Annotated in this window: 15 protein-coding genes; 5 read left to right on the top strand and 10 right to left on the bottom strand. The window is 64.6% G+C overall.

Annotated elements, in window-relative coordinates; translation table 11 throughout:
• The first annotated feature begins 106 nt into the window (after nucleotides 1-106).
• Entirely contained in the window at nucleotides 107-1,882 is a 1,776-nt protein-coding gene (locus E1H16_RS16495; RefSeq protein WP_134325017.1) for an AMP-dependent synthetase/ligase, read from the top strand.
• An 8-nt stretch (nucleotides 1,883-1,890) separates the two neighbouring features.
• Here the strand turns inward: E1H16_RS16495 and E1H16_RS16500 are convergent, their stop codons facing one another.
• From E1H16_RS16500 to E1H16_RS16530, 7 genes are read right to left on the bottom strand one after another with little or no spacing between them, the layout of a single operon-like run.
• On the bottom strand, nucleotides 1,891-2,238 hold the full coding sequence (locus E1H16_RS16500; protein WP_134325018.1) for an ArsC/Spx/MgsR family protein: 348 nt from the start codon (nucleotides 2,236-2,238) through the stop codon (nucleotides 1,891-1,893).
• Between the two features lie 23 nt (nucleotides 2,239-2,261).
• Entirely contained in the window at nucleotides 2,262-2,702 is a 441-nt protein-coding gene (locus tag E1H16_RS16505; protein ID WP_134325019.1) for a PAS domain-containing protein, read from the bottom strand.
• A 32-nt stretch (nucleotides 2,703-2,734) separates the two neighbouring features.
• A complete protein-coding gene (locus tag E1H16_RS16510) occupies nucleotides 2,735-3,988 on the bottom strand; it encodes a dihydrolipoamide acetyltransferase family protein (protein WP_134325020.1) in 1,254 nt (417 codons plus the stop codon).
• Nucleotides 3,989-5,002, bottom strand: coding sequence for an alpha-ketoacid dehydrogenase subunit beta (locus E1H16_RS16515; RefSeq protein ID WP_134325021.1), 1,014 nt, complete (start codon nucleotides 5,000-5,002; stop codon nucleotides 3,989-3,991).
• On the bottom strand, nucleotides 4,999-6,252 hold the full coding sequence (locus E1H16_RS16520) for a thiamine pyrophosphate-dependent enzyme (RefSeq protein ID WP_208379114.1): 1,254 nt from the start codon (nucleotides 6,250-6,252) through the stop codon (nucleotides 4,999-5,001). Before E1H16_RS16520 ends, E1H16_RS16515 begins: the two co-directional genes overlap by 4 nt.
• A gap of 39 nt (nucleotides 6,253-6,291) precedes the next feature.
• Nucleotides 6,292-6,894 (bottom strand): DNA-3-methyladenine glycosylase I, encoded by a 603-nt coding sequence (locus E1H16_RS16525; RefSeq protein WP_134325022.1) that lies wholly within the window; start codon nucleotides 6,892-6,894, stop codon nucleotides 6,292-6,294.
• Complete coding sequence (locus E1H16_RS16530) at nucleotides 6,891-7,316, bottom strand: HIT family protein (RefSeq protein WP_134325023.1); 426 nt, start codon at nucleotides 7,314-7,316, stop codon at nucleotides 6,891-6,893. The genes E1H16_RS16525 and E1H16_RS16530 overlap by 4 nt, the downstream gene beginning before the upstream one ends.
• A 127-nt stretch (nucleotides 7,317-7,443) precedes the next feature.
• Here E1H16_RS16530 and E1H16_RS16535 point away from each other — a divergent pair, with 127 nt between their 5' ends.
• Nucleotides 7,444-9,756 carry a CoA transferase gene (locus E1H16_RS16535; RefSeq protein WP_166741814.1) on the top strand — a complete coding sequence of 771 codons (2,313 nt, stop codon included), beginning with the start codon at nucleotides 7,444-7,446 and terminating at the stop codon, nucleotides 9,754-9,756.
• 12 nt (nucleotides 9,757-9,768) lie between these two features.
• Here E1H16_RS16535 and E1H16_RS16540 read toward each other — a convergent pair whose 3' ends face one another.
• Nucleotides 9,769-10,476 (bottom strand): hypothetical protein, encoded by a 708-nt coding sequence (locus tag E1H16_RS16540; protein WP_134325025.1) that lies wholly within the window; start codon nucleotides 10,474-10,476, stop codon nucleotides 9,769-9,771.
• A gap of 126 nt (nucleotides 10,477-10,602) precedes the next feature.
• On the opposite strand from E1H16_RS16540, the gene E1H16_RS16545 reads away from it, so the two are divergent.
• Nucleotides 10,603-11,256, top strand: a complete 654-nt coding sequence (locus tag E1H16_RS16545) for a flavin reductase family protein (protein WP_134325026.1) — start codon at nucleotides 10,603-10,605, stop codon at nucleotides 11,254-11,256.
• A gap of 57 nt (nucleotides 11,257-11,313) precedes the next feature.
• Here E1H16_RS16545 and E1H16_RS16550 read toward each other — a convergent pair whose 3' ends face one another.
• A complete protein-coding gene (locus E1H16_RS16550) occupies nucleotides 11,314-12,411 on the bottom strand; it encodes a CaiB/BaiF CoA transferase family protein (protein ID WP_134325027.1) in 1,098 nt (365 codons plus the stop codon).
• Between the two features lie 136 nt (nucleotides 12,412-12,547).
• On the opposite strand from E1H16_RS16550, the gene E1H16_RS16555 reads away from it, so the two are divergent.
• Nucleotides 12,548-13,696 carry an alkaline phosphatase family protein gene (locus tag E1H16_RS16555; protein ID WP_134325028.1) on the top strand — a complete coding sequence of 383 codons (1,149 nt, stop codon included), beginning with the start codon at nucleotides 12,548-12,550 and terminating at the stop codon, nucleotides 13,694-13,696.
• Nucleotides 13,693-15,450, top strand: a complete 1,758-nt coding sequence (locus E1H16_RS16560) for an alpha/beta hydrolase (protein WP_134325029.1) — start codon at nucleotides 13,693-13,695, stop codon at nucleotides 15,448-15,450. The genes E1H16_RS16555 and E1H16_RS16560 overlap by 4 nt, the downstream gene beginning before the upstream one ends.
• Before the next feature lie 30 nt (nucleotides 15,451-15,480).
• Here the strand turns inward: E1H16_RS16560 and E1H16_RS16565 are convergent, their stop codons facing one another.
• Nucleotides 15,481-16,302 carry a CPBP family intramembrane glutamic endopeptidase gene (locus E1H16_RS16565; RefSeq protein ID WP_166741815.1) on the bottom strand — a complete coding sequence of 274 codons (822 nt, stop codon included), beginning with the start codon at nucleotides 16,300-16,302 and terminating at the stop codon, nucleotides 15,481-15,483.
• Nucleotides 16,303-16,387: the final 85 nt, after the last annotated feature.

Genomic DNA, 16,387 nt, shown 5'->3' on the forward strand with positions numbered 1-16,387 from the left:
TACCGCTGCTCGCACAACAACTCGGCCGCATCCGCGCGACAACGGATGCGGCCGAGTTGTGATTGAAGTAACTTGGCTGCAACTTACGAGCACAGGGAGCCGAGCCATGCCCGACACCGTCCTTGACCTCTTCCACACCACAGCCGAGCAGCGCGCAGATCAGATCGCATTCCAGTCGTTAGAGCGCGACGGCGTGCCGGCCGTCAGTTACACCTGGGGAACACTGCGCACCGAGGTTGATGCTCTTGCCGCGGGGTTGCACGAACTCGGCGTCGGCGCCGGCGATGTCCTCGCGCTGATGTTGAACAATCGCCCCGAGTTTCACCTATGCGACCTCGCCGGTATGAGCCTGGGAGCGGCTACAACCTCGATATACGTGACGCTGGCTCCGGAACAGATTGCGTATGTCCTCAATGACGCCCAGGCGAAGGTGGTCGTCACCGAATCGGCCTTCCTTCCGGTGATCGAACGGGTGCGCGCCGAGGTGCCATCGATCACCCAAGTGATCGTGGTCGATGCTCCAGCAACCGAGAACACTCTCGCGCTGGCCGATGTGCTGGAGTCCGGGCGCGCCAGTGGTGTCGACGTCGGCGCGTTATCGGCCGGGATTGATCTGGACACGGTTATTACGTTGATCTACACCTCCGGCACCACCGGTGATCCGAAAGGCGTACAGCTCACCCACGGCAATGTGATCGGCGCCTTCCGCGCCACCGAAGGTCGCACGATCTTCCCCGAGCCGTCGCGGGTGATCAGCTGGCTGCCAGCGGCGCACATCGCCGAACGAATGGCCCACCACTACTTGCCACTGAAGTTCGGCACTGAAGTCACTACCTGTCCGGACGCCCGGCTGGTGGCCGAGTACCTGCCGCAGGTCCGACCAACCTGGTTCTTCGCCGTACCGCGCGTGTGGGAGAAGATGAAATCCGCGCTCGAGGCCGGGCTTGCAGCGATCCCGGGCGAGCCCGGTGACCAGGCGCGTGCCGCGGTGCAGGCGGCCATCAGGAAGGTTCAGCTCGAACAAGCGAAGCAGCCGGTACCGCCGGAATTGGCCACGGCCGTCGAGCGCGCCGATGCGGCAGTGTTTGCCGGACTGAGAGCGCGCCTGGGTTTGGATGCTGTCGAGGTGGCGAACGTCGGCGCCTCACCGGTGCCTCCGGAGGTCATCGAGTTCTTCCTGGCGATCGGCGTACCGCTCGGGGAGATCTGGGGGATGAGCGAGACTGCTGGTGTCGGGGCATCCAATCCGCCGGAGGACATCCGCATCGGAACCGTCGGTACGGCTCCGGCCGGTGTCGAGCTGAAACTTGGCGAAGACGGGGAGTTGCTGGTGCGAGGAGACGCCATCATGCGCGAATACCGCAACCGTCCAGAGCAGACGCGTGACACCGTCGTCGACGGGTGGTTGCACACCGGCGACATCGCCACGATTGACGAGGACGGCTACGTCACGATCGTCGATCGCAAGAAGGAACTGATCATCAATTCGATGGGCAAGAATATGTCGCCCGCACTGATCGAATCGCGGTTGAAGAGCGCATCGCCGCTGATCGGCCAGGCCGTAGCGATCGGGGACAACCGCCCGTACAACACCGCGCTGATCGTGTTGGACCCCGAATCATTGCCGGTATGGGCGGCATCGCAGGGCATCGAGGCGGCGTCGGCGGAGGAATTGGCGCACGACGAGCGGCTGCTGTCGGCGATCGAGGACGCCGTTCAGCGCGCGAATCACCGCCTCGCGCGGGTCGAGCAGATCAAGAAGTACACGGTGCTGCCGCACGAGTGGCTACCGTCCGGGGATGAACTCACCCCAACGATGAAACTGCGTCGGCGTCCGATCTCCCAGAAGTACGCCGAGCAGATTGACGCGATGTACGCCTGAGTCGTCGGCTACTGCTCCAGGAACGCAGCGATGCGGTCGGTCGGTCGGCCAATGATCGCCGCATCGCCGCGGATCAGCACGGGACGTTCCATCAATCGAGGATGCTCGGCCAGTAGCGTGGCAACCTGCTCGGCCGAGCGGATGTCCTCCTCACGCAGGCCCAGTTCGGTGAAAAACCGGTCGCGGCGCACCAGCGCCGCGGGCTCGTCGGTGAGCTTGCTTAGCAGGTCCAAAAGTTGGGCCTCATCCAGTGGCTCCTTGAGGTACTGAACGACTCGCGCATCGTCGCCGGCAGCGTCGAGTGCGGCGCGGGATTTGGAACACCGTGGATTGTGCAGAATTGTCAACTCGGCCATGGCGCCAGATTACGCCGCGGCGGCTACTCGTTAGTCGCAGCGGCTGCGCGCCGCCGGGCGGCGCGTTCCTCGCGGGCCTTCAGATGGCGTTCGGTGACGTCGCGCGCTACGGCCACGGAGCCAGCAACGGCTCCGTCGGCGTCGTATACCAGCGCGAAGGACATTTCCACGTATAGAGCACGATCCGGATCGGCGTGCAGCCCTTTGGTGAGCCGAGCGCGCCGTCCGCCGGTGGTCGCGCCGCGCTCGAGTGCGGCGTCGAAACCGCGCCAGTGTGCTTCTCGGAGCTCTTCGGGGACGATGAGGTCGAGGTTCTGTCCGAGCGCCTCGCTCTGAGCAAATCCGAAGACGGCGTGCGCTCCGTCGTTCCAGTGGCGAACTACTCCGTCGGTGTCGGCAAAGATGACCGCGTCGGCGATTGCGGCGAGGATCTGCAGGTCAGGGACCTCCGCTGAGTTACTCATCGTGTCCTCTCTATATTTATGAACAGTGATATCTATCGATCCTGATCGAGCCACAGAAGCGCGGGCGCCTCGAGTAGTTCGATGATGCGAGCAATGAACCCGGCGGCATCCGCGCCATCGACCACGCGGTGATCGAAGGAGGACGAGAGGTTCATAACGCGGCGAGTGCGCACCTGACCTTGGTGCAGCGTGAGTTGCTCGCGAATGCGGTTCACGCCGATGATCGCGACCTCGGGTGCGTTGATGATCGGGGTACTCACCAGACCACCGCGCGCGCCAAGGCTGGTGATGGTGATGGTGGACCCGGTGAGATCCGAGAGAGCAATTCGGGCCTCGACGGCCGCCTCGGAGAGGTCGCGGACCGCGGCGGCGTTTGTAGAAATATCAGCAGCATCGGCATTGCGAACGACAGGAACCAGCAGCCCGTTAGGGGTCTGCGTCGCGATGCCGAGGTGCACCGCGTCGTGCACCTCGAGCGTTTCGGCGTCATGGTCGTATCGGGCATTGAGCTGTGGGAAGTCTCGTAGCGCGATGCAGACTGCGCGCATCAGGAACGGCAGCAGCGTGAGCCGGGTGTCACCGGTCGAGTTCAATCGAGCGCGGAGGTCTTCGACGGCCCCAACGTCCGCCTCCTCCACATAACTGAAGTGCGGGATCCGGTGCGCTTCCTGCATTCGCCGGGCGATGTGTCTGCGTAAACCAGTCAGTGGGACGTCAGTAACCGCGCGTGCGCCAGCGAGTGTGGGCGGCTGCGCGCGCAGCAGTGCATCCAGATCGGCGTGTACGACCCGTCCATCCGGGCCGGTGCCGGACACGTCACCGAGATCGAGCCCAAGGTCGGCCGCGCGCCGGCGTACTGCGGGGGCTGCGCGCGGGCGCGGTGCATCAGTGTCCGCGGTGGCCGCAGGGGTCGCTGTGGCAGCAGGGGATGGTGCCGGTGACGCGGGCTCCACAGGTGGTTCAACGCCGTCCGATGATGGGTCGGCGGTCGCGGTCGTTATCGCTTCGGTTGCGGGCAGTGCGGCATCCGGCGTCGACGCGGTATCGCTCTCCTCGATCCACAGCAGAGTTCCGCCAACGGGCACGAAATCACCGACCGCGGCAGCCAGGCGAGTGACGATCCCGCTAGCTGGCGCGGGCAGTTCCACGGTCGCCTTGTCGGTCATCACGTCGACCATCGGCTGATCGAGTTCAAGGGTGTCCCCGGCGGCGATATGCCACTGGACTACCTCCGCTTGCGCGACACCTTCGCCGACGTCGGGGAGTTTGATCTGCGACTCGGTCATCTACGCCTCCAGGACGCGCGCGAAGGCAGCTGCGACCCGTTTGGGGCCGGGGAAGTAGTCCCACTCCTGCGCATGCGGGTAAGGCGTATCCCAGCCGGTCACTCGTTCAATCGGCGCCTCGAGGTTATAAAAGCAGGCCTCCTGGACCTGCGCCGACAGCTCCGCGCCGTAACCGCTGGTACGGGTGGCCTCATGGATGATCACGCAGCGTCCGGTTTTTCGGACGGACGACACTATGGTGTCGATGTCCAGCGGCAACAGAGTGCGCAGGTCGATGATCTCGGCATCAACGCCGCTCTCGGTGGCTGCGGCTTCGGCGACGTACACCATCGTCCCGTAAGCGAGCACTGTGACATCAGAACCGGTGCGTCGTACGGCGGCCGCACCGAGCGGCACCGAGTAATACCCATCAGGAACCTCGCCGAGCGGATGCTCGGCCCACGGCACGATGGGGCGCTCGTGATGACCATCGAAGGGGCCGTTGTAGATCCGTTTGGGCTCCAAGAAGATCACCGGATCGTTGTCCTCGATCGCCGAAATCAGTAAGCCTTTGGCGTCGTAGGGGTTGGAGGGGACGATGGTGGTCAGACCGCACACGTGCGTGAAGATGCCCTCCGGGCTCTGGCTGTGCGTCTGGCCGCCATGTATCCCACCGCCGCACGGCATTCGCACCACCAATGGCGCCGTGAACTGTGCGCTGGAGCGGTACCGTAATCGCGCGGCTTCGGAGATGATCTGGTCCAGTCCGGGATACACGTAGTCGGCGAACTGGATCTCCGCAACCGGACGCAGTCCGTAGGCGCCCATGCCGACAGCGATTCCGATGATGCCGCCTTCTGCGATCGGGGTATCGAACACTCGATTCGTTCCATACTTGCGTTGTAGGCCGTCGGTGCATCGGAACACGCCGCCGAAGTAGCCGACGTCCTCGCCGAACACAACGACGCGGTCGTCTCGTTCGAGCATCACGTCCATTGCCGAACGCAGCGCGGCGCTCATCGTCATCGCGCTCATCGCAGCTTCTCCATCCACCTGCGCTGTTGCTGAAGATGCGGTGGTAGTTCCTCGAATACATCCTCGAAGATCGATCGCGGGTCGCCCGAATGCGCATCGAGCAGCGTGCCGTACTGTTCGGCCTCCTGCTGGGCTGCGCGAACCTCGGCGGCGCAGTCGGCGAGCAACTGTTCCTGCTGCCCCGCGGACCATTCGCCGGCAGCGGTGAGGTGAGCGGCGAGCCGTTCGATCGGATCACCCAAGGGCCACGACACCGGCTCCGATTCCGGTCGGTAGCGGGATGGATCATCGGAGGTGGAATGCGCGCCCACTCGATACGTCACCCACTCGATCAACGTCGGTCCGCCATTGGCACGGGCACGTTCGGCCGCCCAGCGAGTAGCCGCCAGCACGGCCAGGTAGTCGTTGGCATCAACGCGCAGCGCTGCGATCCCGTAACCGAGCGCGCGATCGGCGAACGTGGCATGTCCACCAGAGGCAACTGACTGAAACGTCGATATCGCCCATTGGTTGTTGACGACGTTCAGGATGACCGGAGCGCGGTACGTCGCGGCAAACGTCATCGCGTGATGGAAGTCGGCCTCCGCGGTAGCTCCTTCACCGACGACTCCGGATGCGATCCGGTGATCGCCACTGATGCTGGAGGCCATCGCCCAGCCCACGGCCTGCACGAATTGCGTAGCCAGGTTGCCGGAGATGGTGAAGAAATCCACTTCGTTGGCCGAATACATGATCGGCATTTGCCGACCATGTAGCGGGTCGCGGTCGTTGGAGTAGACCTGGCACATCATGGTGACCAGGGGCCAGTCCCGCGCAATCAGCCAGCCCTGTTGGCGGTAAGTCGGGAAGAACATATCGCCGCGCCGTAACGCGAACGCATGCCCGACGGCGAACGCCTCCTCTCCCGTGCATTGCATGTAGAACGATGCTTTGCCCTGCCGGTGCGCAGTGAGCATCCGGGCGTCGTACGCGCGGGTGCGGACCATCGCGCGCAACCCGGCGCGTAATTCGTCGGCGTCCGCTCGTGGGTCCCAGTCGCCGACGGCGATGCCGTCGTTGCCGAGGACTCGGATCAGCGATCGTGATAGATCAGTGATGTCGGCGGGATCGGTCAGTGGATCGGGCCGCCGTACCGCGCCGGCATCGCTGACCTCGACATAAGAGAAGTCCGGCTGCTCACCAGGGCGAGCCGGCGGTTGCGGCACATGAAAGTGCAGCGGTGCTTGCGATGATGATCGGCAAGTGTCCACGTCTCCAGTGGACCACCAACGCGGGCTTTCGGCTAGTAACTAGGCCGGCCACACGCCGGAAGATCCACGCCGGTGGGATCCAAGAAGGTGCGTGTCGACGATGCCGATGGCTTCCATCAACGCGAACATCGTCGTCGGTCCGACGAAACCGAATCCCTGTTTGCGTAGTGCTACCGCGAGCGCTTCGGACTCCGGTGAACGGGTGGGGACGTCCTGCGGCGTCTTCGGGCGAGGCGTGCGGCTCGGCTGGAACGACCACACGAACTCAGCCAGCCCACCGCTATCGCGTAGCCGGATCGTCGCCTGAGCGTTCTTGATGGCAGCACGGATCTTGGCGTTGTTGCGGACGATCGCCGCGTCAGCCATCAGCCGGGTGACATCGGATTCGTCGAACGCAGCTACCTTCTCGGGGTCGAACTGCGCGAACGCATCGCGGAAGGCGGGACGCTTACGCAGGATGGTCGCCCAGGACAGTCCGGACTGGAACGCTTCCAAACTCAGCCGTTCGAACACGCCATGCTCGTCGCGAACCGGCATGCCCCATTCGGTGTCGTAGTAATTGCGAAGCAGTTCGTCACTGGCCGCCCACGACGGACGCGCGAGTCCATCGTCGCCGATGATCAACGCTGCCGGCTCGCTCACGCGACCTCCCGCAATCCTGAGCGCACCATGCGTGCGTATTCGGCCATCTGCTCCGCGTCGCGGTATGGCTGGCGGGGCCAAAAGAACCCACGCAACCCATCGCCCTTGGTACGGGGAACTACGTGCACGTGCAGGTGCGCGATGCTCTGGCTGACGACGTTATTCATCGCCACGAACGTACCCTGAGCGCCGAGCGCACCGGGCATGGTGCGGCTGACGCGCTGCGCTGCCTCGAGCACCAGCGGCATCACATCAGGCGGAAGGTCTGCGAACGTCACGTGATGCTCGCGCGGTACGACAAGAGTATGGCCGTGAAAGACCGGACGACGGTCCAGAAAAGCGATCACGGCAGGTTCATCCAGCACGATCTCAGCCCGGTCGGCACCGGCGATGATGGCGCAGAATGCACAGTCTCGGGACATGCGCGCAGCGTAGCGCGAGTAGTTCACGAGGAGGGACACCGTCGCGCGTAGTGCGTATCTCGTGTAACACTCACCGTCAGTGACGGTCCGCACAGTGGCGACCGCAATGATGACTTCGGGAGGACGCGTGCCGCACACCACGTCGACGAGCGGGGGATCGGCAGCGTCGCCGCTGCGGGGAATGAACATCATTAGCCTCGTCGACGGCGCGTTGCCTGCGTTAGGCAAAGCGCTGGTCGATCTCGGCGCTGACGTCGAAGTACCGACTGCGTCCGGGCGTGGGCAGGACGGCGGGTTCCGCCGGATATTCCAGACGCGCGGTAAGCGACTCATCGCGCTGGAGGCAGATCAATTGGGTGCGCATGTATCCGCGCGGCTCGACGATCTGCACGCGTTGATCGCCAGCCCAGAGGCGTTGGCCGCTGCCGGCCTGCCGAACGCCGATGACCTCGCCGCGCAGCATCCTGCGCTTGTGGTCGCCTTGGTCACCGATTTCGGACTGACCGGACCTCGGGCGAGTTGGCGCGGTACGGATGCGGTGTTTCAAGCGCTCGGCGGTGTGTTGTCGCGTTCGGGGGAACCCGGTGCGGCACCGCTGTTGCCGCCTGGCGAACTCTTTGTTCGCAGCGCCGCCATCCAGCTTGCCTGGACCGTCCTCGCGGCGATCTACCGGGCGACTGAAGGTCGCGGGGGCGGCGTACTTGATTGCTCGGTGTTTGAGGCCGGCGCCGTCAGCCTCGACCCGGTACACGGAATGTCGGGTTCGGGCACTCCGGACATCGTGAATGCGTACGGGCGCCCGGCCGCAGAGCACCTGTACCCGATCTACCGCACGAAGGACGGCTTCGTCCGGTTGTGCGTGCTGGCGAAGGGGCAGTGGGCCGCGCTGAAGGAGTGGATGGGCAATCCGTCGTACTTCCAGGACCCCGAACTCGAGTTGACTCAGGTGCGCCAGGAGTTCCCCGAGCGGGTGCTGCCGCATATCCAGGCTTTCATCGCCGATCGCACTACCGATGACATCGTGCAGGACTGCCGCGAACACCGCATCCCGGCTTCTGGGGTGCTGTCACCGGCCGACGTCCTTGTCGAAGAGCACTTCTGCAGCAGCGGAATCCTACGCACCGTAGGTGACCTCGACGGTCGGCCGATCGTAACCGCCGAAGGGATGGCGCGGATCGACGGCGAACGCACGGGAGTGCATGCCGAGGTGCCCGCGATGCCGGTGCCGGCAGATGACCGGTTACGCACCAGCAACCCGGATGCCGGACCGTATCCGCTTTCGGGCGTCACCGTTCTCGACCTCGGCGTGATCGTCGCGGGTCCCGTGGCAAGTGAGTTGTTTGCCGAACTGGGCGCACGGGTAATTCGGGTCGAGAACACTGGGTTTCCGGATGGGATGCGCCGCTCTTTCGACTTCAGTACGCCGAGCCAAGCGCGCGGGCACCGCGGTAAGGAGTCGCTCGGGCTAGACCTGCGCAGCGAGGCTGGGCGCGAGTTGTTCTTGCAGCTGGCTGCCCGGGCGGACGTCGTGATTTCGAATTTCAAGCCCGGCACGCTACAGCGACTGGGGCTCGGCTACGACGACTTGCAGGCCGTCAATCCGGGGATCGTGTGCGTGGAAACGACCGCGTTCGGTGATAGCGGTCCGTGGCAAAATGCCATGGGTTACGGACCGCTGGTCCGCTCGGGTGGCGGCCACACCTGGTTGTGGCGCGCGGATGCCGACACCGAGTACTTCGCTGACGGAATCACCATCTTCCCGGACCATCTGGTGGGACGTGTGTGTGCGTTGACCGCGCTGGCGAGCCTGCTGGATCGTCGCCGTAGCGGGCACGGCGCTCGGGTGACCGTGGCGCAGTGCGACGTCGGATTGGTGTTGCTGGATGAGATTCTCGCCGCCGAGTCGGCACGGCCGGGTTCCGCAACACCGCCTGGAGTCATCGACAACAGGCGTCTGCTACCGAACGTCGTACTGCCGGCGGCCGGCGAGGACCAGTGGTGCATCGTCGACCCGCAGAACGCCGAACAGTTCGACGCACTCTGCGAACTCCTCGAGGCTGATCACTCGGATGTTCCACGTGCGCTCGCCGAGTGGGTTCGTGAACGGGTACCGGACGAAGCGGCGGCGCTGCTACAGGCGCGCGGGGTTCCGGCGGCCCGGATGATCCGTAACGCTGAAATGGCGGCTCAACCGGCGTTGGTGGCCCGAGGTATGTACGGGACGACGTCCGTTGCTGGTAGTTACGAACACCTGCTGGTGGAGCGTTTCTCCGTGCCGAGCGAGAGTCTGGACCTGCCGGAGTTGGCGCCGATGCCAATGTTCGGCCAGCACACCCGCAGCGTGCTGAGCGAACTGGGGATCGCCCCGGAACGTATCGACGCGCTGTTTGAGCAGGGCGTCGCGCAGGCCTCAGAGTTGCTCGGCGAACCCACTGCGTGATTCGTGCGGTAGCTATCGGACGCCGAGGATCTGCATGGACAGGTCCAGGAGGCTCACTGAGCCAGGCGCGAACGTGTCACGGACTTGCCGCTGCAGGTTGATCGGGATAGCCGAAGCCCCCCAGGTCGCCCCGGCGAGTGCGCCCACGAGCGGGCCGCAGGCGTCGGCGTTGACACACGCGTCGACGAAGGAGTCTTGCCCATCGATCGTCAACGATTCCAGGAAGGTCATCCAGCGGAGTTCGCCGTCCACATCGGTGATGTTGGCGAGACTTATCGAAAGGTCGAGTTCGCCAGTGAGAATGATGTGCCGCAGCGTCCCGGTCCACAGCGGTGCGGCCCGGACTTCTTCGCGGTTCGCCCCGGCGAGCTCACTGAGCACTATCGATGCTTCGTGCAGGCGGGGTTCGTCATCAAGGTATGCGATCGCGAGCGGCGTCAGACTCGCCATCAGGCACTGCTCGCCCGATTTCCACTCGCGCATTACCTCCGCCTGGGTGGCTTTGGTGCAAAGGTCCTTGCCGGCCGATGCCGCGCGGGCGATTCGCATTGCGCCGGAGTGCAGCCAGTCATCGCGAGACCCGAACAGCAGGTCGCCGGCAGCGCTGCCCAGCATCAGTCCGTATGCGCGATCGATCTGCGCTGCGGATAGGGAAAACTCAGACAGCTCATGTAGCGCAGCCCCCGATGGGGAATTGAGCGGATCGAGGTAGCGGACCATGCCTGTATTCCTGCCCGTGAGAAGGTTTAGACGCGACGATTGATTGTGCGACCTTTAAGTTTTGGAGGCGCCACTTTCGGCGATAAACCCGTACAAGCCACGTGCTCCCGAACGTTAAGAGATGACATGCATTACACGATGTCCGAGTTGACCTCACGACAGCGATACAAGATCTTGGTCTCCACGGTGACGCCTCGCCCGATTGCCTGGGTGACCACGCGAAGTGTCGACGGTGTGGTGAACGCGGCGCCGTACAGCTTCTTCAACGCTGTGGGCGACGATCCGGCATTGGTGGTGTTGGGTCTACTGCACGGTCCGGAAGAGGGCGCGGACAAGGACACCGGTACCCACATCAAGCAGACCCGGGAGTTCGTCGTCAACCTTGTCGCCGAGCACGATATGGAGCGGATGAATCTGTCCTGCGTCGACGCGCCGCGCGAGGTCAGCGAGGTCGAGTACGCGGAAATCGAGACCGTCCCGGCGAGCGCTGTCGCCGCGCCGTTGATCGCGAGCGCGCCGGTGAGTTTCGAATGCCGGCTCGTCGAGGCGCTGGCGGTTGGTACTCACCAGACCGTGGTGTTGGGTGAAGTCGTCGTCGCGCACGTAAAAGACGAGTTCGTTTCTGACCTGGAGCGGATGCATTTCGATACGCCCGCAATGAAACTTGTCGGACGTATGCACGGATCCGGCACCTACTTGCGGAACACAGATCGATTCACCGTGCCGCGCCCGGCGTATGACCCGCAGCGGCTGACCGAACTACGCCGTACGAAGGACTGAAGGCACCGACCACGCCCTACGCGGGCCTGGTCGGTGCCTTCAATAAGTGACGCGTGGCTACAGTTCGATGCCCCAGTCGGCGACGACAGCATCATTCGACGAGCCCGCCGGCAACGGCCGGGTCGGGGTCGGCGGCACGGAACGCGAGAAGTGCGGTGCCGGCCCGGCCTGCGCCGCGCCGTCGAGCTCAATGATCGACCCGCGGGCACGCAGGTGCTCGTTGGCCGCAGCTTCTTCGTAATCCAGCACCGCGGTCACGCAGGCATCCGTGTCGGCGAAGTGCGCCGCCCACTCGTCCCGGGTGCGAGTGGCGAAGATGGCTGCCAGCTTCTGGGACATATCTGCCCACGTGCTCTGGTCCATCTGCTCAGGCAGATCCGTGAGTTCCAGACCCTTGACAAGGTCAGCGTAAAACTGGGGCTCGATCGCACCCACAGCGACGAACTTGCCGTCGGAACAGGTGTAGGTGCGGTAGAAGTGCGCGGCTCCATCAAGCAGGTTCGACTGGCGCGAGTTACGCCAGGCGCCCGAGGCGAGCAGCGACCAGATCGGCTGACCCAGCGAGCTGACGCCGTCCACGATCGCGGCGTCGACGACCTGCCCCTTGCCCGATGACTGCCGCTCGTAGAGCGCGGCGAGAATTCCCAGCACCAGATACAGCGAGCCACCGCCGAAATCGCCCACCAGGTTCAGCGGCGGAGCCGGGGGCGAGTCCGGAGTGCCCATCGCGTTCAGCGCGCCGGTGAGTCCGATGTAGTTGATGTCGTGCCCGACGGAGTTCGCCAGCGGACCATCCTGGCCCCAGCCGGTCATGCGTGCATAGATCAAACCGGGGTTGGACTCGGCGAAATCGTTCGGACCGTAGCCGAGCCGTTCGGTCACACCGGGGCGGAAGCCGTCAATCACGATGTCTGTCTTGGCGATGAGCGCCTTCACCAGCGCGAGGCCCTCGTCCGTCTTGACGTTCGCGGCGACAGAGCGCACGCCACGACGGCCCCACTCCACGGACCCTTGAGGGCCGACCTTCAGCCCACCCGAAGGACGTTCGACGCGTACGACGTCCGCGCCCAGATCGGCCAGCAGCATCGCGCCGTGCGGGCCGGGGCCGATACCGCCGAGTTCGACGACACGTAATCCTGTCAATGGGCCAGCCATATTCTCTCCTCAGAGTCGGTAGTGCATCAGGGTGGTCATATGTCGGCGGGTTTCGTCACGCCGAATCCCTCGCGACGTTACCGGCTCGCCGTACGCCTGGTGCCAAAGGGCTGAACCGATCGCTAGATTAGTTGCCATGAGCCCGTTGTTGCCCCGGTATGGCGATCGCTCCCTTGCCGAAGTGATGCCCGCGGTGCTCAGTGCGCTCGGAGTCCCGGTTCGGGAAGGGAAATCGGCAATCGTCGTACCGCCGTCGCGCGCGATCGCCGTCCTGCTCGTTGATGGTCTCGGAGCGCAGTTATTGCGGGAGAACGCCGCCGACGCGCCGTTCCTGAGTTCGCTGCGCGATATCGGCCCGCTCACGGTTGGATTCCCATCGAGTACGTCGATCGGGCTCACCACGCTTGGCACTGGTCGCACACCCGGCACGCACGGAGTCGTCGGGATCGCGATGCGCGCCGATGACGGCACGATGCTGGACACGCTCACGTGGAGTCGGCATGGCGAGAAGGGCCATGTGGATCTGCGGGAGCAACTCGTTCCCGAAGCCGTACAGTGCGAACAAACGATGTGGCAATACGCTAGTGAGCACGGCATTGAGACGTACGCGGTGGCGCCGCGAACGTTCGCAGGGTCGGGCTTGACCCGCGCCGCATTGCGTGGCACCACCTATCGCGGCACCCTGGCCATCGGTGACGTCGTCGCCGACGTGCACGCCGCGCTTCACGGCACGGGCCGTCGTCTGTGCTACGCGTACCACGCCGATCTCGACCTGATGGGTCACGTGCATGGCCCGGGATCGGCCCCATGGCGCGCGCAGTTGCGGATGGTTGATCTGCTCGCCGAACAGATCGCGACATCGTTGCCGACCGATGCGCAGCTGCTCATTACCGGCGACCACGGAATGGTCACTATCGACGATCGCCTCGATGCGGATGTCCTCCCTGAATTGCGCGCTGGGGTGAGCGCTCTCGGCGGAGATCCTCGCTCACGGCACGTGTACGCCGAGCCCGGTGCCGCTGTGGATGTTCTCGCCGCGTGGCGCGCCACTCTGGGTGAACGTGCGTGGGTGCTCTCGCGCCAGGAGGCGTTGGCTGAAGGTTGGTTCGGTCCATCTACACCGGCGGTGCGGGGCCGCATCGGTGATGTCGTCGTGGCGATGCGCGGAACGTCGGCGGTTGTGCGTTCGCGCGCCGAACCGCTACTGGCGAAACTCGACGGACAGCATGGCTCCTTGACCGAGGCCGAGCAGTTGGTCCCTTTGTTGCATGCGTTGCCCGAATGAGGGCGCTGCTACGTAAGGCCGGCGACGCGGTGCTGCGTTTTGAGCAGTCCAGTTTCGGGGGACTGTCGACCGGCGGGATCATCGCCGCGCTCCTAGGCCTGTTCGCGTCGCTCTCGCCGTCGATCCTGCCGAGGCCCTGGGTTATGCAGGGCATCATCAGCGGATTGGTGCTGACGTTGTTCTATCCGCTCGGCGTCCTCGTCGAATGGATCGTGCGACGTATCGCCGGCGCCATCGACTTTCAGTACTCGATTTCGCCCGGAGCCAAGCGAGTGCTGTCCATCGGCTGGTTTCTGCTCACGGCCGCGGTGTACCTGAGCGCCCAAGCGATTAGCCTCGGTTGGCAACGCGAGAGTGCCGCGCTGGTCGGCGCTCCGGAGCCGGGCGCTGATTACGTGCTCGGCAGTTTGCTGATGACGTCGCTCGTGTTCCTGGTGATCATGACGATTTATCGCGGGATTCACTGGGCCGTGCTGCGCGCTGACACGCTCGGGCGCCGACTGCTCCCTGCGGCGGTATCCCGGAGTTTGGCAACGCTTGTCGTTCTGGTGCTCGCCGTTGTGCTGGTCGACCGGTTGGTGCTGGTGAACATCATCCAGGTAGCCGAACAGCGCGACGGATCACCTCCGGAGGGCGTCAGCGCCCCCACCTCTTCGTTGCGTAGCGGTGGGCCGGGCTCCAACGAGTCGTGGGCGTCGCTGGGCACCGAAGGCGCGCAATTCGTTTCCCGCGGGCCGACGGCAGCCGAGATCTCGGAGGTTACTGGCGAACCTGCGATCGAGCCGATCCGCGCGTACGCCGGACTGGGGGATTACGACTCGGATCAATCAGTTGATGCCGACCTGCTCTCCGCGGTCGCGGACGACGTCGTTGGTGAGCTCGAGCGGACGGGGGCGTTCGATCGCGCCGCGATTCTGGTCTACACGACCACGGGAACGGGGTGGGTCAACGAATGGCATGCGGCCGCCTTCGAGTATTTGGAAGGAGGGGATACGGCGATCGCCGCGATGCAGTATTCGCGCTTCCCGTCGGCATTAGCGTTGCTGACAGATACACAGACGCCGCAGTTAGCTGGGCAGTTGTTGTATTCGGCCGTCGCCGACAAGTTGGATGACCTCCCCGAGGATTCGCGTCCGAAGTTGTATCTCGGTGGGGAGTCGTTGGGCGCCTTTGGTGGTCAATCAACATTCTCCACGCCGCAGGCTCAGCTCGCCGGAGTGGACGGCGCAGTGTGGTCAGGTACGCCGGGGTTCACGCCGCTGCATTCCGCGCTCACCGCCGAACGGATGCCTGGGTCGACAGAGGTCAACCCAGTCATCGATAACGGCCGACACTTTCGGTTCGCGGCCCGGCAAGCTGAACTCGTTGCCGACCAGTACGGACGCCCGTTGGGGCCGTGGCTGGAGCCGCGTGTGCTGTACCTGCAGCATCCATCAGATCCGGTGGTGTGGTGGAGCATGGATCTCCTGTTCAATTCTCCGGACTGGATCGATGAGCCTCCGGGCGCCGATGTCACGGGCCAAGTCTCGTTCACTCCGATAGCGACCTTGCTGCAGATCAGCGCCGATATGGCGGTCGCTACGAACGTCGATTCAGGTCATGGGCACGTTTATCACGAGGAACTGGTTCCGGCGTGGGCCGCGGTCCTGGGTCAGGATCCGACTGAGGATTATTCGAAGGTGGAGATGGCGGTGTGTGCGGAGATACGACCGCTGGATCCTGCGTTGTGTGATCCAGCGCAGATAGGCGACTAGCGCCCCTGCAACGATGGCGGTTTCAGGAGCCTAGAACGGTGGGTGGGTCGCGATGCGGGTCGCGATCGCGGCGAGCCCATTGAGCGCCCAGTGCATACCCATCGGCGCCAGCAGCGATCCGGTACGTCGGCGCAACCAGATGAACCCGAGGCCGGCAACCGAGGTGGCGGCGACGACACCGAGGATGCTGACGACCTGCGCCAGCGGACCGGTCCCGAGCAGGGTGGCGAGCCCGGTGTTGCCAGAGGTCATCGCGCCCGTGGTGAGCACGTGCCACGCACCGAACGCGAGCGCCCCGACGATGTAGGCGCCGCGCTCACCAAGGTGCTCGGTCAGGGCGCCGTCGAGGACTCCGCGGAAGGCGAGTTCCTCGGGGATCACCGTGGTGAGCGGGATCAGGATGAGAGCCGCCATCGCGACGTCCGAGGCATCGGCGTACCTGTTGTCATGGAAGAACTGGGCAGTTTGCGGGATCAGCAGCGCGATCGCTAGGACCGCTGCGGTGATTCCGGCGCACCACAGTGCTACCCGCAAACCGTGCCGTGCGTGGTCGCGATGTACGCCGAGCGCTCGACTACGTAGCCCGCTGGCCCAGGCGGCGGCAGCCAGCAGTGCCGCGCCGAGCGGAATCACGATCTTCGCGTCCAGGTCGAACAGGTGCGCCGTGATGTTGAGTGCGGCCAACGCCACAAGCACCATGCCCGTACGGGCAGCGGCCCGCGATCGCGCCCATTTCGGTAGCCGTTGCTTGAGCGCCCAGCCGCCTGTAGCGACTCGATGCGCGAGGCGGCTGGCGCGGCGCGACAACGGGTGTGTGTCGGTAGGCGTGGTGGTCAGCGATGACTCAGTCAACAAGGCTCCAGCGGGCGTGGATAGGCAGCATGAACGGCTGAACGGAACTGTAATCCGTGCCGTGTGAGGCCCGTATCTGACTTCG

This window comes from Cumulibacter soli, assembly GCF_004382795.1.
Taxonomy (GTDB): Bacteria; Actinomycetota; Actinomycetes; order Mycobacteriales; family Antricoccaceae; genus Cumulibacter; species Cumulibacter soli.